Here is a 21,305-nt window from a genome sequence, read left to right on the forward strand (position 1 = left end):
GTTATGCCTCCGCGGATTCGGATGGGGAAGAGAGCTGCGCGAGGACCTCGGCGACGCTGTAGAAGGAGCCGAACACGACCACCTCGTCGTCGGCCGCACTGGCGGCCAGTTGCGCCTCGAAGGCGGCCAGCAGGGAGGCATGGGCCTCGGCCGGGGCACCGCGCGCGATCAGGCGGGCAACCACCTCGGCACCGTCGCGACTGCGAGGGGTCGGCAGGGTCGCTACCGCCCAGCTGGCGAACAGGCTTTCCAAGGGCGCCAGGATGCCGTCCAGGTCCTTGTCGGCCAGGACGCCGAACACCGCGCGACGCACGCCGGCGACCGGCTTCATCGCCAGGCGGCGGGCCAGGTATTCGGCGGCATGGGGATTGTGGGCCACGTCCAGCAGAACGCTGCGGGTCTCCCCTGCCCGTTCGACCTGGCGGCGATCGAGCCGTCCGGTCATGCGCGTCCCCTGGAGGGCCGCCGCGATCCGTTCCGGCAGCCAGGGCTGCCCGAGCAAGGCGTAGGCCTGCAGGGCCAGGGCCGCGTTTTCCATGGGCAGGTCGAGCAACGGCAGACCTGGCAGTGCCAGGGCGTCGCCCTGGGCATCGCGCCCGCGCCAGAACCAGCCGGCGCTCTCGATCCGCAGATCGAAGGCTTCGCCGCGCAGCAGCAAGGGCGCCCCCAGGCGCTCGGCGGCTTCGGTCAGCGGCGCGGGTGGCTCCAGATCGCCACAGAGGGCCGGCTTGCCGGCGCGGAAGATCCCGGCCTTTTCCACGGCGACGCTTTCGCGGGTGTCACCCAGCCATTCGGCGTGATCCAGGCCGATGCTGGTGACCAGCGCCAGATCGGCGTCGATCAGGTTGACCGCATCCAGACGTCCGCCCAGACCCACTTCGAGGACAGCGACGTCCAGCCGGGCACGCTCGAACAGCCAGAAGGCCGCCAGGGTACCCACTTCGAAATAGGTCAGGCTGATCTCGCCCCGCGCGGCTTCCACCGCGGCGAAGGCCGTGCAGAGATCGCTATCGCTGGCGAGAGTGCCGTCCACGTCGACGCGCTCGTTGTAGCGCACCAGATGCGGCGAGGCATAGACGCCGACCCGCTGCCCGCTGGCGCGCAGCAGGCTGGCGAGAAAGGCGCAGGTAGAGCCCTTGCCATTGGTGCCGGTCACGGTCACCACCCGCGGCGCCGGCCGGGTCAGGCCCAGCCGCTGCGCAACCTCGCGCACCCGGTCCAGACCCATGTCGATGGCCGACGGATGCAGCTGCTCGAGATAGGCCAGCCATTGCGCGAGGCTGCGCGAAGCCATCAGGCCGCCGGTACCGGCTGGTGCTGGAAGGTCGCCAGCAGACGCGCCAGGCGATCACGCAATTCCTTGCGCGACACGATGAGGTCGACGGCGCCATGCTCCAGCAGGAACTCGCTGCGCTGGAAGCCTTCCGGCAGCTTTTCGCGCACGGTCTGCTCGATCACGCGCGGACCGGCGAAGCCGATCAGCGCCTTGGGCTCGGCGACGATGACGTCGCCCAGCATCGCCAGACTGGCGGAGACGCCACCATAGACTGGATCGGTCAGCACGGAGATGAAGGGAATGCCCTCCTCGCGCAGACGCGCCAGCACCGCCGAGGTCTTGGCCATCTGCATCAGGGAGATCAGAGCTTCCTGCATCCGCGCACCGCCCGAGGCGGAGAAGCAGATCAGCGGGCAGCGCTCTTCCAAGGCCACGTTGGCCGCGCGCACGAAACGCTCGCCGACCACGGCACCCATGGAACCGCCCATGAAGGAGAATTCGAAGGCGCAGACCGCCACCGGCATGCCCTTGAGGGTGCCGCGCATGGAAATCAGCGCATCTTTTTCGCCGGTTTCCTTCTGCGCCGCGGTGAAACGGTCCTTGTACTTCTTGCTGTCGCGGAATTTCAGGCGATCCACCGGTTCCAGCTCGGCACCCAGTTCTTCACGACCCTCGGCGTCGAGGAAGATGTCCAGGCGGCGCCGCGCATTGATGCGCATGTGGTGACCGCACTTCAGGCACACGTCCAGATTCTTTTCCAGCTCCGGACGGTAGAGGACCGCTTCGCAGGCCGGACACTTGTGCCAAAGACCTTCCGGCACCGAACTGCGCTTCACCTCGGACCGCATGATGGAAGGAATCAGTTTGTCGACCAGCCAATTGCTCATGCATCTCTCTCCACTTGCATGGGCTCCCAGCGTGGCCTGGGCCACGCCTTCCTTGAGCATCTGTAATAGGTTCGGCAGCGCCCGCTGTTTCCCGGGCCGCTACCCTGTTGTCGCATGCCGGCTCCCTGGGAGCCGGACGACAGACCCACGAAGGGCAGGTCTGCTTGAATATGTCGCAGGTGTGGACGGCAACCACCCGACGAGGGTCACATCAGGCGACCGGCGCACCCCGCACGGCCGCCACGAAACGGGCGATCTCGGCGGCATCCTTGATGCCCCTGGCCTGCTCTACGCCGCCGCTCACATCCACCCCATAGGGCCGGGACGCGGCGATGGCGGTGGCGACGTTAGCCGCGTCCAGCCCACCGGCCACGATCAGTGGCAGCGACAGGTCCCGGGGTACCCGCGTCCAGTCGAAGGCCTGACCGGTTCCACCAGGCACGCCGGCGACATAGGTGTCGAGCAGCAGCCCGCGAGCGCCGGCATAGTCCCGGGCGATGGCGGCGAGGTCGATGTCCTCGCGCATGCGCAGGGCCTTGATGTAGGGACGACGATAACGGGCGCACTGCGCCGGGGACTCGTCGCCATGGAATTGCAGGAGATCCAGGGGCACGGCGTCGAGCGTCTCCTCGATCTCGCAAGGCGAGGCATCGACGAACAGCCCGACACTGGTCACGAAGGGTGGCAGGGCCGCCACGATCTGGCGGGCCTGGGCAGCGCTGACCGCCCGCGGACTGCGCGCATAGAACACCAGGCCGATGGCATCGGCGCCGGCAGCCGCCGCGGCCAGTGCATCCTCGACTCGGGTGATCCCGCAGATCTTCACTCGAACGTTAGCCAAACCGGAATGACCTCGTTCCAAATCGATGGATGTTAGCAGACCCCCCGCGCAGCGTCAGCCTTGAGGGTCATCCAGCTCGGGGATATGCCCCAGGAACAGTGGACCCAGCGGCCGCTTCGGCACGGGCGTGCTCTCGGGATACTCGGCGTCCACTAGATAGAGGCCATAGGGATGGGCGGTGACGCCACCCAGACGCCGCTCCCGCGCAGCCAGGACCTCGGCGACCCACTCCACCGGCCGCTCGCCACAGCCCACCGCCATCAGCACCCCGGCGATGTTGCGCACCATGTGATGCAGGAAGGCATTGGCGCGGATGTCGAGGACGATCAGCCGTCCGCTCTGCCAGAGACGCAGATGATGGATGGTCTTGATCGCCGACTTGGCCTGGCAGGCCTTGGCCCGGAAGGAAGTGAAATCGTGGGTGCCAAGCAGCATCTGGGCCGCCTCGCGCATCGGCTCGATCCGCAGCGGACGGTGATTCCAGGTGACCTCCTCGACCAGGTGCGCGGGTCGGATGGGATCGTTGTAGATCACATAGCGGTAGCGCCGGGCCATGGCGCTGAAGCGGGCATGGAACTCGTCGCTGACCGGCTTGACCCAGGTGACACTGATATCCGACGGCAGATTGGCATTGGTGCCCATCACCCAGGCCTTGAGCGGCCGTGCGACCGGCGACTCGAAATGCACCACCTGGCCGGTGGCGTGCACCCCGCAATCGGTACGTCCGGCGCAATGCAGCGCGATGGGCGCCGCGGCGACCTCGGACAGGGCGTCTTCCAGGGTCTCCTGCACGGAGCGCACACCCGGCTGCTGGCGCTGCCAGCCGCGATAGCGGGCGCCCTTGTACTCGACGCCCAGGGCGATGCGCTGCGGCGGAACGATGATCGTGGGGTCTAGAAAATCCAAGGCGACGGCCAGGCAAAAAAAAGGGGAGGCAGCTTATAGCGCCTCCCCTCCTCTGCCAAGTCCGGCCGCTGTCAACTGAGCTGGGCGATGATCTCCCGGGCTTCCTGCTGCTGCCCGGCGTTACCCTCGGCGATCACCTCGTCGAGGATGTCCCGGGCACCTTCGGGATCGCCCATGTCGATGTAGGCACGCGCCAGGTCCAGCTTGGTGGCGGTTTCGTCTTCGCCGGACAGGAAGTCGAAGTCGTCCAGGCCGTCGCTGCCGGCCGTGCCACCAGCGGTCTCCGCGTCGAACTGGCGAGAGGCCTCCTGCAGGCGAACGGCGAATTCCTCGTCGCTTTCGCGCTTGGATGCCGGTTGCTCGTCGTCGAAATCGGACAGATCGAAACTCGCGGGCAGCTCGGCGTCGGCCGCCGGCGGCGTGGGCGCATCCAGTGGCTCGTCGAAGGCCGAGCTCGCGCTGGAACCCGCGACCGGTTCGTCGTGGGCCAGATCGCCCTGCCGCTCGAATTCGCTGAAGTCCAGCGCGAAGTCATCGTCCTTGGCCGCCGGAGTCGCCGCCGAGGTGGCAGCGGGTTCGGCATCGAAATTGAGATCGAAGTCGAAATCGTCGCGCGGCTGGGTCGCCTTGGCCTGGGCATCGGCGAAGGCTTCGCCGAACAAGGGCTCCTCGGCCGGACCGGCAGGCTGATGGCCCTGGGTGTCCTCGCTGCCGAAGTCATCCAGGGACAGGTCGAAGTCCTGACTGTCCTCGGTGGTCGAGAAGCCCTGGTTGCGGGATTGCTCCTCGCTCAGTTCGTGGGCCGCCGCCAGCGCGGCGGCGCCTACCGCGGCCGAGGCGACCGCGACGGTGGCCATGGCCGGATAGCGCGACTTCAGGTGCTCCACCGCCGGCTGGGCGCCGCCGATCTCCTTGAGTTCGCGCTCTTCGCGCTGGAAGCCGTCCTTGTCGCCCATCTCGGCATAGACTTCCATGAGCTTGAGGCGCAGGTCGGCGCGATGGGGCTCCTGGTCGCTGGCCTTCTTGAGCACCTCGGCCGCCTGGCTGAAGCGGCCATAGGCCATGTAGATGTCGGCCTGACCCAGGGCATCGTCCTGGGCGTCGGCGTCTCGCGCCGCGTCCTGGCTGCCCTGATTCAGCTCCAGCCCGGCGAGGGCATGGTGATCACCGAGTTCGGGATCGGCGTCGAACACGGTGTCGGTGCGCGCGGCTTCAGCGTCACGCTCACGCTCGGCCTCCTTCACCGCGTTGCGGCGCGAGTTGATCATCAGCAGCACCAGCAGGGCCAGCAAGGCGCTGCCGCCGATGATACCGAGCCAGAGGGGATTGCTGAGGATCTCGTCGAGGAAACTGTTGGTGGCCTCGGTCGGCTCGGTCGCCGGGGTGCTCGGCGTGACCGGGATGACCTTGGGCTCGCTGGCCACGGGCGGCGCCGAGCCGGTGCCCGCCTCGCTGGCCGGCGGCGTGGCAGTGGGTGCAGTGGCGTCGACAGGGGCAACCGGGGCGGCTGCCGTCGGCTCCTGAGACGCGGGCGCGGGGGTGTTCTCGACCGGCGCAGGCGTCACCGGAGCCGCGGCTTCGGGCGTCGCCGGCGGCTGGGCCGGCTGACCCGCAGCCTGGGGATTGGCCATGTTGGCCTGCATCCGTGCCAGCTGGGCGTCCTTGAGCTGCATGATCTTCTGCAGCTTGTCGAGCTGCGACTGCAGATCGCCCAGGCGGCTCTTGAGTTCGTCGTTCTCACGGCGGGTGGTGTCCAGGCTTTCCTGGGTCACCGCCAGGCGATCGGCCAGGGACTGGTCACTGCCCTTGCCACCGGACGACTCGCCTGCGCGGCCGGCAGGCTGCCCGGAGAGCAGCTTGAGATTGTCCTTGGGTGCGGCAGGCGTCGAGGCCTCGTTGCCACTCGGCTGGGCGGAAGCGTCCACCTGCCGGCGCGGCGTACCGGCGGGTGCGCCTTCGCCACCCTGCTTCCAGGCACGGGTCTGGCGGGCGATCTCGGCCACCGCCTCGCGCTGGGGTCGCGTTCCGGCCTGGGCCTGATCGGGCAGGCGCAGCACCTGGCCACTCTTCATCAGGTTGATGTTGCGATCGATGAAGGCGTCGGGATTCAGGTCCTGGATCGCCAGCATGGTCTGATCGACGGTAACACTGGACGCCGGACGATTGCGCGCCGCCACTTCCCAGAGGGTATCGCGCCGCTCGGTGGTATAGGTGCCAGGTGTCTGGGTCGCGCTCGGCGCTGGCGCGGCGGGCGGCGTGGCCGGACGCGGTGCGCTCGGCGTGGTGGTGCGCGCCCGCGGCGTGGCCGGCACCTGGGGCGCGAAAGGCGCCGCCGCGGCCTGCGGGGTATAGAGCGGCGGATCCAGCAGCACGGTGTACTCGCGCAGGATCCGGCCGCTCGGCCAGTTCACTTCCAGCAGGAAGTTGAGATAGGGCTCGCGCACCGGACGCGCCGAGGTCACACGGATGACGGTGCGTCCGTTGCGCAGCTCCGGCGTGAACTTGAGGTCGTTGAGAAAGAAGGCGCGGTCGACACCGGCCTTGCCGAACTCCTCGACGGACGCCAGATTGGGGCGCAAGTCGGCGGTGCCGAGGTCACGCAGGTCCGACAGATCGATGGTGGCATCGAAGGGCTGATTGAGGGCGGAATTGAGGTGGATCTCCCCCAGGCTGAGGGCCTGGGCCGCGCCAGACATCAAGGCGCTCGCCGCTGCAATTGCCCGCACCAGTTTCTGAACTCGAACCATGACCGTCCCTTTTTAGAAGCTGTCGATCGCGCCACCGTGCGGGCGCCTGTGTCCATCGCTGCGTGCCACGTCCACGGCCCTTTCGCCTAAGCCAAAAGGGCGAAGCATTTCACGAAGTATCTTTTAGGCCGACTGTTTAAGCAACAATTCGGCCAGTTGAACGGCCGTCAGTGCCGACAACCTGACATTGTCCGCGACCAGCCAGCATTCCAGCCGTCGAGCGTCCCGTGGATGCAATCTTACCCGTCCCACCAGCACCTCTTCCCGGCCCAGGGCATCGCCGACCGCCGACGGACAATCGAGGTCTTCGTCGAGCGACAGTCCCGGCTCGTCACCCAGGGCTTCCAGCACCTGCTCCAGCTGCCAGGGCGCCTGGCCCCTCAGGCTGAGCGCCAGGCTGTCGCCAAAGAACACCGGCGCCTGCATCGCAGTGACATCCAGCACCGGCAAGGTCTCACCCAGCACCTGCTGACATTCGTCCAGCAGGCGATGTTCCTGGGCAGTATAGCCATCCGCGGCCGGCGCACCGGTTCGACCGAGCAGATTGAAGGCCAGTTGGCCCTCGAACAACCGGGCTTCGACCGGTCGACCATTGAGCAACTCGGTGGCCTGACGCGCCAATTCCTCGACGCCACCACGGCCGGCGCCGGAGGCGGCCAGGCAAGCCGTCAGGGAAGCATCATTGAGTGCATTCAAGCGAGCGAGCACGGCTGCCACGCTGGCGGCCGCCTGGGCGGCTGCCAGAGGAACGCCGAGCCAGGCGGCGGCAGGGAGCTGGTCGAGGCGTTCGCCATTGATGCGTGGCAGCACCGACAGCGCGGCCGAGGCGCCGCTGAGATCCAGCACGGCACAACCGGCAGCGACCAGTTGTGGCCGCAGGGTTTCGACCACGGCGGCCGGCGCGGCAAGGATGACGATGCCGACCTGGGCGAAATCGAAGCCGTCGAGGCCGGTGACGCGCAGATTGCTGCCTCGGAAGGGCAGATTCTGACCCGCCGACTCACCGCTGGCGAGCAGGTGCAGTCGCCCGAGGGGCACGTCGCGCTCGTCGAGAAGTTCGCGAATGGCTTCGCCGTAGGCACTGGTGGCGCCGACGAGGGCGATATCTCTGGCAGTCATGATAGGACGGTCCGCAACGAAAGAGGGCCGCACTTTACTGGCGGCCCTCCTCTATAGGCAAACGTTTAGCCGTCGGCTCACTGCTCCAGCAGGATCCGCAGCATGCGCCGCAGCGGCTCCGCGGCGCCCCACAGCAGCTGGTCGCCCACGGTGAAGGCGCCCAGGTACTGGGAACCCATGTTCAGCTTGCGCAGCCGGCCGACCGGTACGCTCAGGGTGCCGGTAACGGCAGCCGGGGTCAGGTCGCGCATGCTGACGTCACGGTTGTTCGGCACCAGCTTGACCCAGGGGTTGTGCTGGCTGATCAGGCCGTGGATGTCGGACAACGGCACGTCCTTGTTCAGCTTGATGGTCAGCGCCTGGCTGTGGCAGCGCATGGCGCCGATGCGCACGCAGATGCCGTCCACCGGAATGGGATTCTTGAAGCGACCGAGGATCTTGTTGGTCTCGGCCTGGGCCTTCCATTCCTCGCGACTCTGGCCGTTGGGCAGTTCCTTGTCGATCCAGGGGATCAGGCTGCCGGCCAGGGGGACGCCGAACTGCTCGGTGGGGAAGGCTTCGCTGCGCAGGGTCTCGGCGACCTGGCGGTCGATGTCGAGGATGGCGCTGGCCGGATCGGCCAGGCTGTCGGCGACGGCGGCGTGGGTCGCGCCCATCTGGCGAATCAGCTCGCGCATGTTCTGGGCGCCGGCACCGGAGGCGGCCTGGTAGGTCATGGCGCTCATCCAGTCCACCAGACCGGCTTCGAACAGCCCGCCCAGGGCCATCAGCATCAGGCTGACGGTGCAGTTGCCGCCGATGAAGTCCTTGCGGCCATCGGCCAGGGCCTGGTCGATGACCCGGCGGTTGACCGGGTCCAGCACGATGACGGCGTCATCCTGCATGCGCAAGCTGGAAGCCGCGTCGATCCAGTAGCCTTTCCAACCGGCCTGGCGCAGCTTGGGGAACACCTCGCTGGTGTAGTCGCCGCCCTGGCAGGTGAGGATGACGTCGAGGGTCTTGAGCTCGTCGATGCTGTAGGCATCCTTGAGCGGCGCCACACCCTTGCCGATGGCCGGGCCTTCGCCGCCAACGTTGGAGGTGGTGAAGAACACGGGCTCGATCAAGTCGAAATCCCGCTCTTCGAGCATGCGTTGCATGAGCACGGAGCCCACCATGCCACGCCAACCGATCAGACCTACACGTTTCATCGCTACTGCACCTTTGTTGTCTTGAGGACGGCCGCCCGCCCTGGCGGCCGATCAGATTGGCCTGCATGAAAAGTCGCCGAGCGACGGTCAGGCAAGATAAAACCGGCGAGGACGCACAGCTTACCACTGGTAACTGAGCATTCCGACGGGGCCGCCCAGGCCGGGCTGGCGATCCAGCTGGTTTTCAACGCCGCCTGGCCGAGCGCGGGCACCGTTCAAACAGAGCCTACCGCTTAACGAGCGCGGCCACTACTGCTTCGCCCATCTCGCGGGTACCGACCCGCCGCTTGCCTTCCGACCAGATGTCGCCGGTCCGCAGCCCCTGGTCCAGCACCTGGCCCACTGCGGCTTCGATGGCCTCGGCCGCTGCGGCGGCACCGAAGGTGTACCTGAGCATCATGGCCACCGAAAGGATGGTGGCCAGCGGGTTGGCCACACCCTGGCCGGCGATGTCGGGTGCCGAGCCGTGGCAGGGTTCGTACATGCCCTTGTTGAGGGCATCCAGGGAGGCCGAGGGCAGCATGCCGATGGAGCCGGTCAGCATCGAGGCTTCGTCGGAGAGGATGTCGCCGAACATGTTGTCGGTGACGATGACATCGAACTGCTTGGGCGCGCGGACCAGCTGCATGGCGGCGTTGTCGACGTACATGTGGCTGAGTTCGACGTCCGGATAGTCCTTGGCCACCTCCTCCACCACTTCACGCCACAGGCGGCTGGATTCGAGGACGTTGGCCTTGTCCACCGAGCACAGCTTGCGGCCGCGCAGGCGGGCCATGTCGAAGCCGACGCGAGCGATGCGACGGATCTCGCCTTCGCTGTACGGCAGGGTATCGAACGCCTGGCGCTCGCCGTTCTCCAGCATCCGGGTCTCGCGCGGCGAGCCGAAGTAGATGCCGCCGGTCAGCTCGCGGACGATGAGGATGTCCAGGCCGGCGACCACTTCCGGCTTGAGGGTCGAGGCCTCGGCCAGTTGCGGATAGAGGATGGCCGGACGCAGGTTGCCGAACAGGCCCAGGGCGGAACGGATCTTCAGCAGCCCGCGCTCGGGGCGGATGTCACGTTCGAGCTTGTCCCACTTGGGACCGCCCACGGCGCCCAGCAGCACGGCGTCGGCGGCGCGGGCACGCTCCAGGGTCTCATCGGCCAGGGGCACGCCGTAACGGTCGATGGCGGCGCCGCCCAGGTCGTCATGGACCAGCTCGAAGCCGAGCTCATGGTCGCGGTTGACCGCTTCCAGCACCTTGACCGCCTCGGCCATGATTTCCGGACCGATGCCGTCGCCCGGCAGGATGAGGATCTGCTTGCTCATTGTCTTTTCCTGTCTCAAATCAGATGGGCTGGGCCCAGAGAACCATGACGTCGACGGTGAAGGAGCCGTCGCGGTCGATTTCGAAATACTGGCGCACTTCCTGGCCGATCTTGCTCTGCAGGCTGCGGATGGCCTGGCACTGCGGCGCGGGGGTGCGCATCCGCGCGGTCCAGCTGGCGAAGTCCAGGCGCAGGCGCTGGCGACGGCAGCGGGTCACGCCCAGCCGGGCCATGTCCAGCAGGCGGTGCCACTCGGCGAAGGAATAGTTACGCACGTGGCTGATGTCGCGCAGGATTTCCACCGTCTGCAGGTAGGTATCCAGGCGCGGGTTGGCCGGCGAGATCACGTCGATGATGGCCATCTCGCCGCCATGGCGCAGCACCCGGCGCACTTCGCGCAGGGCCGCGCCGATGTCGCGCCAGTGGTGCGCCGAATAGCGGCTGAAGACGAAGTCGAAGCTGGCGTCGCCAAACGGCAGGTGCTCGGCCATGCCGGGCTGGACGCTGATGTTGTCCAGGCCCTGCTCGGCCGCGCTGCGCTTGACCACCGAGAGCATTTCCTCGGCCAGGTCCAGGGCGACCACCTGCCCGGCCACCGGCGCCACGTTGTAGCTGACGTGACCGCCACCGCACCCGAGATCCAGCACCTTGGCGCCTTCCCGCTGGGCCACGGCGTCGCGCAGCTCGATGAGCTCGGCGCCCTGGGCATGGACGGCACTGGTCAGATAGGCCTCGGCGGTGGCGCCGAATTGCTGCTGTACGTGTTGCTCGTGGTCACCGCTCATGGAGCCTCCGGAAAGAGCGCCGCCCTCGCGGGCCGGCGACTGGGTTCAGGCGCTGGGGAACATCCAGGGACTGCTCTGGCGATAGCGGGCTTCGAAACTCGCGATGGCGTCGGCATCCTGCAGGGTCAGACCGATGTCGTCCAGGCCATTGAGCAGGCAGTGCTTGCGGAAGGCGTCGATCTCGAAGGACAGCGCCACGCCATCGGGACGCCGCACGGTCTGGCTCTTGAGATCGACCACCAGTTGGTAGCCCTCGGTGGCTTGGACCTGGCGGAACAGCTCGTCCACGTCCGCATCGCCGAGGATGATCGGCAGCAGGCCGTTCTTGAAGCTGTTGTTGAAGAAGATGTCGGCGAAGCTCGGCGCGATCACCGAGCGGAAGCCGTAGCCGTCGAGCGCCCAGGGGGCGTGCTCGCGGCTGGAACCGCAGCCGAAGTTCTCGCGCGCCAGGAGGATGCTGGCGCCCCGGTAGCGCGGCTGGTTGAGCACGAACTCGGGGTTCAGCGGACGCTTGCTGTTGTCCTGGCCGGGCTGGCCGACGTCCAGGTAGCGCCACTCGTCGAACAGGTTCGGGCCGAAGCCGGTGCGCTTGATCGACTTCAGGAATTGCTTGGGAATGATCTGGTCGGTGTCGACGTTGGCGCGATCCAGGGGTGCGACCAAACCGGTGTGCTGGGTAAAGGCTTGCATGGTCAGGCTCCTCAGGCGTTGGCGAAGTCGCGGACGTCGACGAAACGACCGGCGATGGCGGCAGCGGCGGCCATCGCCGGGCTCACCAGGTGGGTACGGCCACCGGCGCCCTGGCGGCCTTCGAAGTTGCGGTTGGAGGTGGAGGCGCAATGCTCGCCACTCTCCAGGCGGTCGGCATTCATCGCCAGGCACATGGAGCAGCCCGGCTCGCGCCATTCGAAACCGGCTTCGATGAAGACCTTGTCCAGGCCTTCGCGCTCGGCCTGTGCCTTGACCAGGCCGGAGCCCGGCACCACCAGCGCCTGCTTGAGGGTAGCGGCGACCTTGCGGCCCTTGGCCACGGCGGCGGCGGCGCGCAGGTCCTCGATACGGGAGTTGGTGCAGGAACCGATGAAGACACGGTCCAGCACGATGTCGGTGATCGGCTGGTTGGCCTTGAGCCCCATGTACTTCAGGGCGCGCTCGATGGAACCACGCTTGACCGGATCGGCTTCGCGAGCCGGGTCCGGCACCTGCTGGTCGACGGCCAGGACCATCTCCGGCGAGGTGCCCCAGCTGACCTGCGGCTTGAGCTGAGTGGCGTCGAGTTCGACCACGGTGTCGAAGTGGGCGTCGGCATCGGACACCAGGCCACGCCACTGGGCGACGGCGGCGTCCCAAACAGCGCCGGTGGGCGCGAAGGGACGGCCTTCGACGTAGTCGATGGTGGTCTGGTCCACCGCCACCATGCCGACCCGGGCACCGGCCTCGATGGACATGTTGCAGATGGTCATGCGGCCTTCCATGGACAGGGCGCGGATGGCGCTGCCGGCGAATTCGATGGCATGGCCGTTACCGCCAGCAGTGCCGATCTTGCCGATGACCGCGAGGACGATGTCCTTGGCGGTGACGCCGAAGGGCAATTCACCCTCCACCTTCACCAACATGTTCTTCATCTTCTTGGCCACCAGGCACTGGGTGGCGAGCACATGCTCGACCTCGGAGGTGCCGATGCCATGGGCCAGGGCACCGAAGGCGCCGTTGGTGGAGGTGTGGGAGTCACCGCAGACCACGGTCATGCCGGGCAGCACGGCGCCCTGCTCCGGGCCGATCACGTGGACGATGCCCTGACGGACGTCGTTCATCTTGAACTGGGTGACGCCGAAGTCGTCGCAGTTCTCGTCCAGGGTGCGGACCTGGATGCGCGAGATCTCGTCCTTGATGGAGTCGAGGCCTTCCTTGCGATCGGGTGTGGTCGGCACGTTGTGATCGGGGGTCGCCAGGTTGGCGTCCAGACGCCAGGGCTTGCGGCCGGCCAGACGCAGGCCTTCGAAAGCCTGGGGCGAGGTCACTTCGTGGATGATGTGGCGGTCGATGTAGAGCAGTGCGGAACCGTCGTCGCGCTGCTTGACCAGATGCATATCCCAGAGTTTGTCGTAGAGCGTCTTGCCAGCCATGGGTGGATTCCTCATCAGGCGTGGAACGGCACGGGCCTTTGCATGCCCTTGGTGCTTGTGGGGCCAAAGATACCGCGCTAGGCTCGCATGAAACAAATTCATCTTTTTCATGAAGCGCATAACCAACAGGAATTCGACGTCTTGGACCTCGCCAATCTCAACGCTTTCGTCGCCGTGGCCGAAACCGGCGGCTTCTCCGACGCTGGCGAGCGCCTGTACCTGACCCAGCCCGCGGTGAGCAAGCGCATCGCGGCCCTGGAGCTGCAGCTGGGGCTGCGGTTGTTCGATCGCATCGGGCGCGAGGTCAGCCTGACCGAGGCGGGACGCGCCCTGCTCCCCCGCGCCTATCAGATTCTCGGCGTGATCGATGACACCCGGCGTGCGCTGACCAACCTCAATGGTGCCATCGGCGGCCGGCTGACGCTGGCGACCAGTCACCACATCGGCCTGCACCGGCTGCCGCCGATCCTCAGGCGCTTCACCCGGGACTATCCCGACGTCGCCCTGGATATCCGCTTTCTCGATTCGGAAGCCGCCTACGACGAGATCCTGCATGGGCGGGTGGAGCTGGCCATCATTACCCTGGCACCCCAGACCGCGGCGCCGATCAAGGCGGTGCCGGTGTGGAGCGATCCGCTGGATTTCGTGGCGGCGCCCGAGCATGCGCTGGCCAATCAGAAGCAGGTCACCCTGGCCGACGTGGCGCGGCATCCGGCGGTGTTTCCCGGCGGCAACACCTTTACCCGGCTGATCGTGCATGGCCTGTTCGACGCCCAGGGGCTGATACCCAATATCGCCATGAGCACCAACTACCTGGAGACCATCAAGATGCTGGTGTCCATCGGCCTGGCCTGGAGCGTACTGCCGCGGACCCTGCTGGACGACCAGGTGCGCCGGCTGCCGCTGCCGGGGATTCAACTGGAACGACGGCTGGGGTACATCCTGCATACCGAGCGCACCCATTCGAATGCGGCGCAGGCGTTCATGGGGTTGCTGGATGAGGTCGAGCAGGCGTAGCGAGAGCCGTTCGGTGGCCCCGGTACCCTCACCCACGGGGAGAGGGGGCTAGCCGAGCGGGGTTCGACTCCGTCAGGTGTAGGTTGGGTTGAGACGGCTCTATCGTCGAAGCCCCACAATGCCGGCGCGACCAGGGCAACGTTGGGCTTCGCCGCGCTCAACCCAACCTACGGGTGCCGACAGGAACGCATCAGCCCTTCTTGAGCTTTTTCAGGCGCTTCCTGGACTTGTCGATGACTTCCTTGCGCTCGCGGTCCTTCAGCTCCTTCCAACCCTTGATCTCTGAGCGTTTGCGGCCACATCCCTGGCAGACTTCGTCTTTGATCTTGCACTGGCTGATGCAGGGACTTTCGACCTTACCCACGGCAACCTCGGAAATGAAAAAGGCCCTGCAGTATAACCACTGCAGGGCCCTGTCCAGCGCCATCCGGCTGGATGGCGGTCTATGGGAGCGATTTAAAAGACTGCTTGAACCTTCAGGCCGCCGACCACGGCATTGTCGACCTCACGCACGCCACCTGGGCTCTTGATGTACTGGAGGTTGGGGCGCACGGTCAGCCAGTTGGTCACGTGCACGCCGTAGTAGAGCTCGGCGTCGTACTCGTTGTGCTGCAGGGGCGTGTAGGCCGGATCATCGTAATCGGTGGCACCGGCGGCCTGGTTGAGGGCGCGCTGGTTGTCGCGGAAGTCGCTGTTGGTGCTGATGCGCGCGACGCCGAAGCCGATGTCATCCTTGGGACGACCGTCGAAGGGACCCTTGTACACCAGGCCGGCCTGGACGTAGTTGCTGACCTTGTTGACGTCCTTGGCATGGGCGGTGAAGTTGGCGAAGACCGACAGGCCGCGGCTCGGGTCATCGTTGTGCGCGGTGATCTGCTGACGCGCCACGACCCAGTAGCCGTGCTTGCTGGAGTGCTCCTTGTAATCCAGCCCGGTGAGGGCGGCGGAGTTGCCGTTGACGTCTTCGTAGACATCGTTGGCATCGGCGGTGCTGTAGTAGTAGCCGACGCGGTATTCGCCCGGCAGGCCGTTGACCTTGGGCGACCAGACCATTTCCACCGGCAGGACCGCACCCTTGGTGCCGCTGCCGTTGAGCTTGAAGCCGTTGCCGGTTTCCAGCAGCGACGGATTCTGCTCGTAGGCACCGACCTGGACGAACAGCTCCGGGGTCAGGCTGTACTTGACGCGCAGGGCCCACTGGCTGACCGGCCAGTTGTACCAGACGCCTTCCCAGTTGCCGACCTGGGAACCGCAGAACGCCAGGTTCTGGAAATCGCACTCGAAGGAGTTGAAGTCCTCGCCTTCGCCGAAGCGACCGGCCTTGATGTCCAGACGGCCATCGAAGAAGCCCTTGGACAGCCACAGCTGGGTCAGACGCCAGGTCTGGCCACGGCCATAGACTTCCTGCACCGAGGAGTAGCCGCCGACGCGCGGATCGGTGATGCGGTCGTCGGTCAGGTTGCGGCCGTCACGGGAGGTGATGGCCAGCTTGAACACCGAGTTCTCCCAGCCGGCGATCTTGTTCATGTCGCCCCAGAGGCCGAACATGTACTGGGAGCTCCAGCGCCCGGTGCGGTCGTCGTCGTAGCCGCCACGCAGGTTGGTCGCGCCCTCGCCGACGTATTCGAGCTTGATGTCCCAGCCCTTGTCGCGCAGGTCCTTGCGCACGCCACCCCAGTCACCGGTCATGGTGTTGCCCAGCGGCTCGAAGGCGGCCTCGGTGTTGTTGACGCCGCTGAAGTTGCCACCCGGGTTGGCCTGGGGTGCGGCATGGACGGTACCGGCTACCGCGAGGGCGAGCGCGGAGACCAGGGGCAGTGCGATACCCCGACGATTCTTGTGGTTCTGACTGTTCATTACTGAGATCCCTTTTTATTGAAGTGATGACACCCAGGGCCCGAAACCCGCGTCTCTAGTACTTACGGCAGGACGTTGAGGACTTCGTAACAGGCACCCATGGTGTGGTAGTCGACCTTGCCGGCCGGACTCTTGTCGTCGGAGTATTTCTGGTTCCGACGGTCGAGCAGACGCCACCAGGCGCCGTGCTCGTGATCGATGAAGAACTCCCAGCTGTAGCGCCAGAGCGCTTCATAGTGCTCCCAGTAGCGCGCCTCGCCACTGCGCTCCGCGAGCAGCGCCGCAGCGGCCAGGCCCTCGGCCTGGACCCAGAAGTACTTGTCCGGGTCACAGGGTGAGCCATCCGGGGCGAAGCCGTAGTAGAGACCGCCGTGCTCGTCATCCCAGCTCAGGCGCCAGGAGACGTCGAACAGCGCCCTGGCCCGCGGCAGCAGCCAGGGCTGGGGGCGATGGCGCTCGAGGATCAGCAGCAGCTTGGCCCATTCGATCTGGTGCCCCGGTTGGAAACCCCAGGGCCGGAACAGATTGGCCGGATCGTCGCGATTGTAGTCCCAGTCGATGGACCAGTCGCTGTGGTAGTGCTCCCAGACCAGGCCACCGGGGACCTCGTCGGCCACCCCGCCCTGCCCCAGGGTCAGCGCGGCCTGGCGCTGGGTCATGTTGCGCGCCAGGGTCTCGGCGCGATCCAGGTAGCGCACCTCGCCGCTGGCTTCGAAGGCGGCCAGCAGGGCTTCGCAGGCGTGCATGTTGGCGTTCTGACCGCGGTACGGCGCCACGGTCTGCCAGTCGGCGCTGATTTCGTCGACATAGAGCCCATCGGCCTCGCGCCAGAAGTGAGTCTCCAGGGATTCCCAGGCCTCGCTCAGCCAGCCGCGGGCCTCCTGGATGCCCGCCTGCAGGCCGTGGGCGTAGGCCAGCACCACGAAGGCCAGCCCGTAGCAATGGTTGGTGCCATCCACCACCGTGTCGCCGTCGAGCAGCCAGGCATAGCCGCCATTGGCCTGGCGATGGCACTCGCGCAGGTATCTCAGGCCGTGACGGGTCGCTTCCAGGAAGGCCGGATCGCCATAGTGCCGGTAGGCCATGGCGAAATCGAAGACGAAGCGGGTGCTGGAGACCAGGTGGCGGGTCTGGCTGTCGTAGACCGTGCCGTCGTCCTTGAAGAAGTGATAGAAGCCGCCTTGCGGATCGACACAGCGGGGATGATAGAACGCCAGGGTGTGGCGGACGTGCTCCAGCAGGGTGTCGCGACGACGAAAATCGGGGAAGTCCATCGGGTTTCCTTGACGGCTATTGTTGTTGTGGGAACGCGTTCTAGTGAGGGCTCACCTGCAGCAGGGCTTCGACATCGGCACGGGTCGGCGCATAGGCGCCGGCATGGCGGCAGGACACCGAGGCACTGGCCGCGGCGAATCTCAGGCGCTGCTGCATATCGCTCAGGCCCAGCAGGCCCGAGGCCAGCCAGCCGGCCATGCAGGCGTCACCCGCGCCAACGGTATCGGCCACGTCCACGGCGATGGCGGCCTGCTGCCACTCGCCCTCGGGAGTGTAGAGCACGAGGCCGTGCTCGCCACGGGTGAAGAGGATGCGCGCCTGGGGATTGAGGGCGCGCAACTCGTCCAGCGCGGCGCGTTCGTCCAGGCCCGGATAGATCTGCCGGATGTCTTCGTCGGACAGCTTGATGTCGTCGGCCAGGCGCACCAGCTCGGGAAAGGTCTGCTGGCGATAGCGATCGTCCATCAGGTTGCGCCAGTTGGGGTCGTAGCTCAGGCGCTTGCCGGCGGTCTTGGCCTGGTGAGCCAGGTCCAGCAGGGTGTCGGCGAGCGGATAGCGGGCCAGGCTGATGCAACTGAAATGGCAGACCTCGGCGGCGTCCAGCCAGCCTTCGGGCAGCAGCGCCGGGTCGAACTGGAGATCGGCTTCGCCAGCGAAGAAATAGCGCGGCGGACGGCTCGACGGCACGATGGCCACCAGGGGATCGGCGGCGACGCGCTGCAAGAAGCGGGTATCGAGACCGGCGGTTTCCGATTGCCAGGCGATCTCGTCACCCAGGCCGTCCTGGCTGATGGCGCCGCCGAAGGCGCTGTCCACGCCCAGTCGGGCCAGGCCGCGCGCCACGTTCCAGGGGGCACCGCCCGGATAACCCCGCCATTCGCCAGGATTACCCTGGACGATGTCGGTGAGGGCTTCGCCAAAGACCACGACGCGGGGTAGTGCCATTGTTGTTCTCCTGTCTGTCACGGCGGCCGGAGGTGCACTCCTGGCCTCTGGTAGGGCCGCGACCCGACGTCAGGCGCGGCGGCGGGCGGACCTTACCATTGCTGTAACGTTTCAGCCATGAGCTCGGTTCAAGAAAGTCGGCGACCGCTCGCCGGATCGAACAGCACCGCCCGTCGCGAATCGATCCGCCACAGCACCTGGTCGCCGGCTCGCGGCGCTTCGCCCGGGGCGACCCGGCAGCAGACCTTGGTGCCGTTCCATTCGGCGTACAGCAGGGTGTCGGGACCGGTCGGCTCGACCACCTGGATCCGCGTCAGGATGCCTGGTACCGCGTTGTCCGCCGGATGCGCCGACTGGATCTGCTCCGGACGCACCCCAAGGATCGCCTCTCGTCCCGCCAGCGCCGGGTCCAGATCGGGCAAGTCCACCTGGCTGTCGCCGGTGTCGCCGGTGACGCGGGCGACCACCCTGCCCTCGCGCGCTTCCAGGCGCACCGGCACGAAGTTCATCGGCGGCGAGCCGATGAAGCTGGCGACGAAGAGATTGGCCGGGTCGTTGTAGATCTCCTCGGGGGTGCCGAATTGCTGCACCTCGCCGTCCTTCATCACCGCGACCCGATCGCCCAGGGTCATGGCTTCGATCTGGTCATGGGTGACGTAGACGGTGGTGGTCTGCAGGCGCTGGTGCATCAGCTTGATCTCGGTGCGCATCTCCACCCGCAACTTGGCGTCGAGGTTGGACAGCGGCTCGTCGAACAGATAGAGCTTGGGTCGGCGCGCCAGGGCGCGACCCATGGCCACCCGCTGCTGCTGGCCACCGGACAGCTGGGCCGGCTTGCGGTCGAGCAGGTGCTCGATCTGCAGCAGCTTGGCGACGCGCGCCACCTCGGCGTCGATCTGCTCCTTGGGCGTCTTGCGGATCTTCAGGCCGAAGGCGATGTTCTCGCGCACGGTCATGGTCGGGTACAGCGCGTAGGACTGGAACACCATGGCGATGTCCCTGTCCTTGGGCTCGACCTGGGTGACGTCCTCGCCATCCAGGCAGATGGCGCCGCTGCTGATGTCCTCCAGGCCTGCGATGGCGTTCATCAGGGTGGACTTGCCACAACCGGAGGGCCCCACCAGGATGAGGAACTGGCCGGCGTCGATGCGGATGTCGATGCCCTTGAGGGCTTCCTGGGCGGCGTTGCCGTAGGTCTTGCGTACGCTTTTGAGTTCGAGAGCTGCCATGGTGGCCTTCCTTATCCTTTGACCACGCCCGAGGTCAGGCCCCGGACGAAATACTTGCCAGCGAAGATGTAGACCAGCAGCGTCGGCAGCGCGGCGATCATGGCGGCGGCCATGTCGACGTTGTATTCCTTGGCGCCGGTGCTGGTGTTGACCAGGTTGTTCAGGGCGACGGTGATGGGCTGCGACGAGCCGCTGGCGAACACCACGCCGAACAGGAAGTCGTTCCATACCTGGGTGAACTGCCAGATCAGGCTGACCATCACGATGGGCGTGGACAGCGGCAGCAGGATCTTGAAGAAGATGGTGAAGAAGCCGGCCCCGTCCAGCCGCGCCGCCTTGATCAGCGCATCGGGAATGCCCACGTAGTAGTTGCGGAAGAACAGCGTGGTGAAGGCCAGGCCGTAGATCACGTGCACCAGCACCAAGCCCGCGGTGGTGTTGGCCAGGCCCAGCTGGCCGAGGGTGAAGGACATCGGCAGCAGGATCACCTGGAAGGGAATGAAGCAGCCGAACAGCAACAGGCTGAACAGCAGATTCGAGCCGCGGAACTGCCACTTCGACAGGGCGTAGCCGTTGAGCGCGCCGATGAAGGTGGAGATGAGCACCGCCGGCACGGTGATCATGAAGGAGTTCCAGAAGTAGCTGTGCACCACGTCCCAGGCCTTGAGCCAGCCGATGATCGTCCAGTCCAGGGGCAGGCTCAGCAGGTTGCCGGTACGGACATCGTCCGGAGTCTTGAAGCTGGTCAGCAGCATCACCAGCAGCGGCACCAGATAGACCGCGCAGGCGATGATCAGGGTGGCGTGGATGGCCACGCGATTGACGTTCAGAGCCTTAGCCATTTCGCTTGCTCCGCAATTCCGAGTAGAGGTAGGGCACCAGCACCGCCAGCACCGCGCCGAGCATCAGCACCGCACTGGCCGAACCCAGGCCCATCTGGCCGCGGGTGAAGGTGTGCTGGTACATGAACACCGCCGGCAGGTCCGAGGCGTAGCCGGGACCGCCCGCGGTCATGGCCATCACCAGGTCGAAGCTCTTGATGGCGATGTGCGCGAGGATCATCACCGCGCTGAAGAACACCGGCCGCAGGCTGGGCAGGACGATGCGCAGGTAGATGGTCGGCAGCCCTGCCCCGTCGACCTGCGCGGCTCTGAGGATGGAGGAATCCACGCCCCGCAGGCCGGCGAGGAACATGGCCATGACGAAGCCCGAGGCCTGCCAGAGGGCGGCGATCAGCAGGCAGTAGATGACCCGATCGGGATCCACCAGCCAGTCGAAGCGAAAGCCTTCCCAGCCCCAGTCGCGCAGCAGCTTGTCCAGCCCCATGCCCGGGTTGAGCAGCCACTTCCAGGCGGTGCCGGTGACGATCATCGACAGCGCCATGGGATAGAGGTAGATAGTGCGGATGAAGCCTTCGCGGCGGATGCGCTGGTCCAGCAGGATGGCGAAGAAGACGCCGATGGCCAGGCTCAGCAGGATGAACAGGCCACCGAAGATCGCCAGGTTCTTGCAGGCCACCAGCCAGCGATCGTTTTCCAGCAACCGCGCGTACTGGGCGAAGCCGGCGAAGGTGTAGCTGGGCAGGAAGCGCGAATTGGTAAAGGAGATCACCGCCGTCCATAGCATGTAGCCATAGAGGCAGACGACCATGGCGATGGCCGTGGGCGCCAGCACCAGCTTGGGCAGCAGGCGCTGCAGCCGGTCCGGGCGCCGGCTGACCGTCGCCACAGGAAGAGTTTCGGTGAGAGCCATGGAGACAATCCCAGGGGTGGTATTATTTTAAGTTCGGTTGCCGGA

19 protein-coding genes are annotated in these 21,305 nt (G+C 66.4%); 1 reads left to right on the forward strand and 18 read right to left on the reverse strand.

Features of this window, described 5'->3' with window-relative positions; all coding sequences use genetic code 11:
• Window position 1: 1 nt before the first annotated feature.
• The 11 genes from folC to leuC all read right to left on the reverse strand — a co-directional run bounded on the left by folC (window position 2) and on the right by leuC (window position 13,185).
• On the reverse strand, window positions 2-1,294 hold the full coding sequence (gene folC, locus RCF34_RS02475) for a bifunctional tetrahydrofolate synthase/dihydrofolate synthase (protein ID WP_308706743.1): 1,293 nt from the start codon (window positions 1,292-1,294) through the stop codon (window positions 2-4).
• Window positions 1,294-2,163: an acetyl-CoA carboxylase, carboxyltransferase subunit beta gene (gene accD / locus RCF34_RS02480; protein ID WP_308706744.1), complete on the reverse strand. Its 870-nt coding sequence runs from the start codon at window positions 2,161-2,163 to the stop codon at window positions 1,294-1,296. The genes folC and accD overlap by 1 nt, the downstream gene beginning before the upstream one ends.
• A 211-nt stretch (window positions 2,164-2,374) precedes the next feature.
• Entirely contained in the window at window positions 2,375-3,004 is a 630-nt protein-coding gene (locus RCF34_RS02485) for a phosphoribosylanthranilate isomerase (protein ID WP_308706745.1), read from the reverse strand.
• Window positions 3,005-3,058: 54 nt separating this feature from the next.
• The gene (truA, locus tag RCF34_RS02490; protein ID WP_308706746.1) at window positions 3,059-3,910 is read right to left on the reverse strand and encodes a tRNA pseudouridine(38-40) synthase TruA; all 852 of its coding nucleotides are present in this window, start codon (window positions 3,908-3,910) and stop codon (window positions 3,059-3,061) included.
• Between the two features lie 71 nt (window positions 3,911-3,981).
• Complete coding sequence (locus tag RCF34_RS02495) at window positions 3,982-6,657, reverse strand: FimV/HubP family polar landmark protein (RefSeq protein ID WP_308706747.1); 2,676 nt, start codon at window positions 6,655-6,657, stop codon at window positions 3,982-3,984.
• 123 nt (window positions 6,658-6,780) lie between these two features.
• The gene (locus RCF34_RS02500; protein ID WP_308706748.1) at window positions 6,781-7,776 is read right to left on the reverse strand and encodes an aspartate-semialdehyde dehydrogenase; all 996 of its coding nucleotides are present in this window, start codon (window positions 7,774-7,776) and stop codon (window positions 6,781-6,783) included.
• A gap of 77 nt (window positions 7,777-7,853) precedes the next feature.
• A complete protein-coding gene (asd, locus tag RCF34_RS02505) occupies window positions 7,854-8,966 on the reverse strand; it encodes an aspartate-semialdehyde dehydrogenase (protein ID WP_007158663.1) in 1,113 nt (370 codons plus the stop codon).
• A gap of 226 nt (window positions 8,967-9,192) precedes the next feature.
• The gene (gene leuB, locus RCF34_RS02510; protein WP_308706749.1) at window positions 9,193-10,275 is read right to left on the reverse strand and encodes a 3-isopropylmalate dehydrogenase; all 1,083 of its coding nucleotides are present in this window, start codon (window positions 10,273-10,275) and stop codon (window positions 9,193-9,195) included.
• A gap of 19 nt (window positions 10,276-10,294) precedes the next feature.
• Window positions 10,295-11,059 (reverse strand): methyltransferase domain-containing protein, encoded by a 765-nt coding sequence (locus RCF34_RS02515; RefSeq protein ID WP_308706750.1) that lies wholly within the window; start codon window positions 11,057-11,059, stop codon window positions 10,295-10,297.
• Window positions 11,060-11,104: 45 nt separating this feature from the next.
• Window positions 11,105-11,749, reverse strand: coding sequence for a 3-isopropylmalate dehydratase small subunit (gene leuD, locus RCF34_RS02520; protein ID WP_308706751.1), 645 nt, complete (start codon window positions 11,747-11,749; stop codon window positions 11,105-11,107).
• Window positions 11,750-11,760: 11 nt separating this feature from the next.
• On the reverse strand, window positions 11,761-13,185 hold the full coding sequence (gene leuC, locus RCF34_RS02525) for a 3-isopropylmalate dehydratase large subunit (protein WP_308706752.1): 1,425 nt from the start codon (window positions 13,183-13,185) through the stop codon (window positions 11,761-11,763).
• Between the two features lie 141 nt (window positions 13,186-13,326).
• On the opposite strand from leuC, the gene RCF34_RS02530 reads away from it, so the two are divergent.
• Window positions 13,327-14,202, forward strand: coding sequence for a LysR family transcriptional regulator (locus RCF34_RS02530; RefSeq protein ID WP_308706753.1), 876 nt, complete (start codon window positions 13,327-13,329; stop codon window positions 14,200-14,202).
• 190 nt (window positions 14,203-14,392) lie between these two features.
• On the opposite strand, the gene RCF34_RS02535 is transcribed toward RCF34_RS02530, so the two are convergent.
• From RCF34_RS02535 to RCF34_RS02565, 7 genes are all read right to left on the reverse strand, one after another.
• Window positions 14,393-14,566 carry a DUF1289 domain-containing protein gene (locus RCF34_RS02535; RefSeq protein WP_081321002.1) on the reverse strand — a complete coding sequence of 58 codons (174 nt, stop codon included), beginning with the start codon at window positions 14,564-14,566 and terminating at the stop codon, window positions 14,393-14,395.
• Between the two features lie 92 nt (window positions 14,567-14,658).
• Window positions 14,659-16,059: a carbohydrate porin gene (locus tag RCF34_RS02540; protein WP_308706754.1), complete on the reverse strand. Its 1,401-nt coding sequence runs from the start codon at window positions 16,057-16,059 to the stop codon at window positions 14,659-14,661.
• Between the two features lie 62 nt (window positions 16,060-16,121).
• Window positions 16,122-17,333, reverse strand: coding sequence for an AGE family epimerase/isomerase (locus RCF34_RS02545; protein WP_308706755.1), 1,212 nt, complete (start codon window positions 17,331-17,333; stop codon window positions 16,122-16,124).
• A gap of 40 nt (window positions 17,334-17,373) precedes the next feature.
• A complete protein-coding gene (locus RCF34_RS02550; RefSeq protein WP_308706756.1) occupies window positions 17,374-18,279 on the reverse strand; it encodes a carbohydrate kinase in 906 nt (301 codons plus the stop codon).
• A gap of 128 nt (window positions 18,280-18,407) precedes the next feature.
• A complete protein-coding gene (locus tag RCF34_RS02555; protein ID WP_308706757.1) occupies window positions 18,408-19,508 on the reverse strand; it encodes a sn-glycerol-3-phosphate ABC transporter ATP-binding protein UgpC in 1,101 nt (366 codons plus the stop codon).
• Window positions 19,509-19,519: 11 nt separating this feature from the next.
• Entirely contained in the window at window positions 19,520-20,350 is an 831-nt protein-coding gene (locus tag RCF34_RS02560; RefSeq protein ID WP_007158674.1) for a carbohydrate ABC transporter permease, read from the reverse strand.
• Window positions 20,343-21,260: a carbohydrate ABC transporter permease gene (locus tag RCF34_RS02565; RefSeq protein ID WP_044342564.1), complete on the reverse strand. Its 918-nt coding sequence runs from the start codon at window positions 21,258-21,260 to the stop codon at window positions 20,343-20,345. Before RCF34_RS02565 ends, RCF34_RS02560 begins: the two co-directional genes overlap by 8 nt.
• Window positions 21,261-21,305 lie beyond the last annotated feature (45 nt).

This window comes from Pseudomonas sp. 102515 (assembly GCF_031085165.1).
Taxonomy (GTDB): domain Bacteria; phylum Pseudomonadota; class Gammaproteobacteria; order Pseudomonadales; family Pseudomonadaceae; genus Chryseomonas.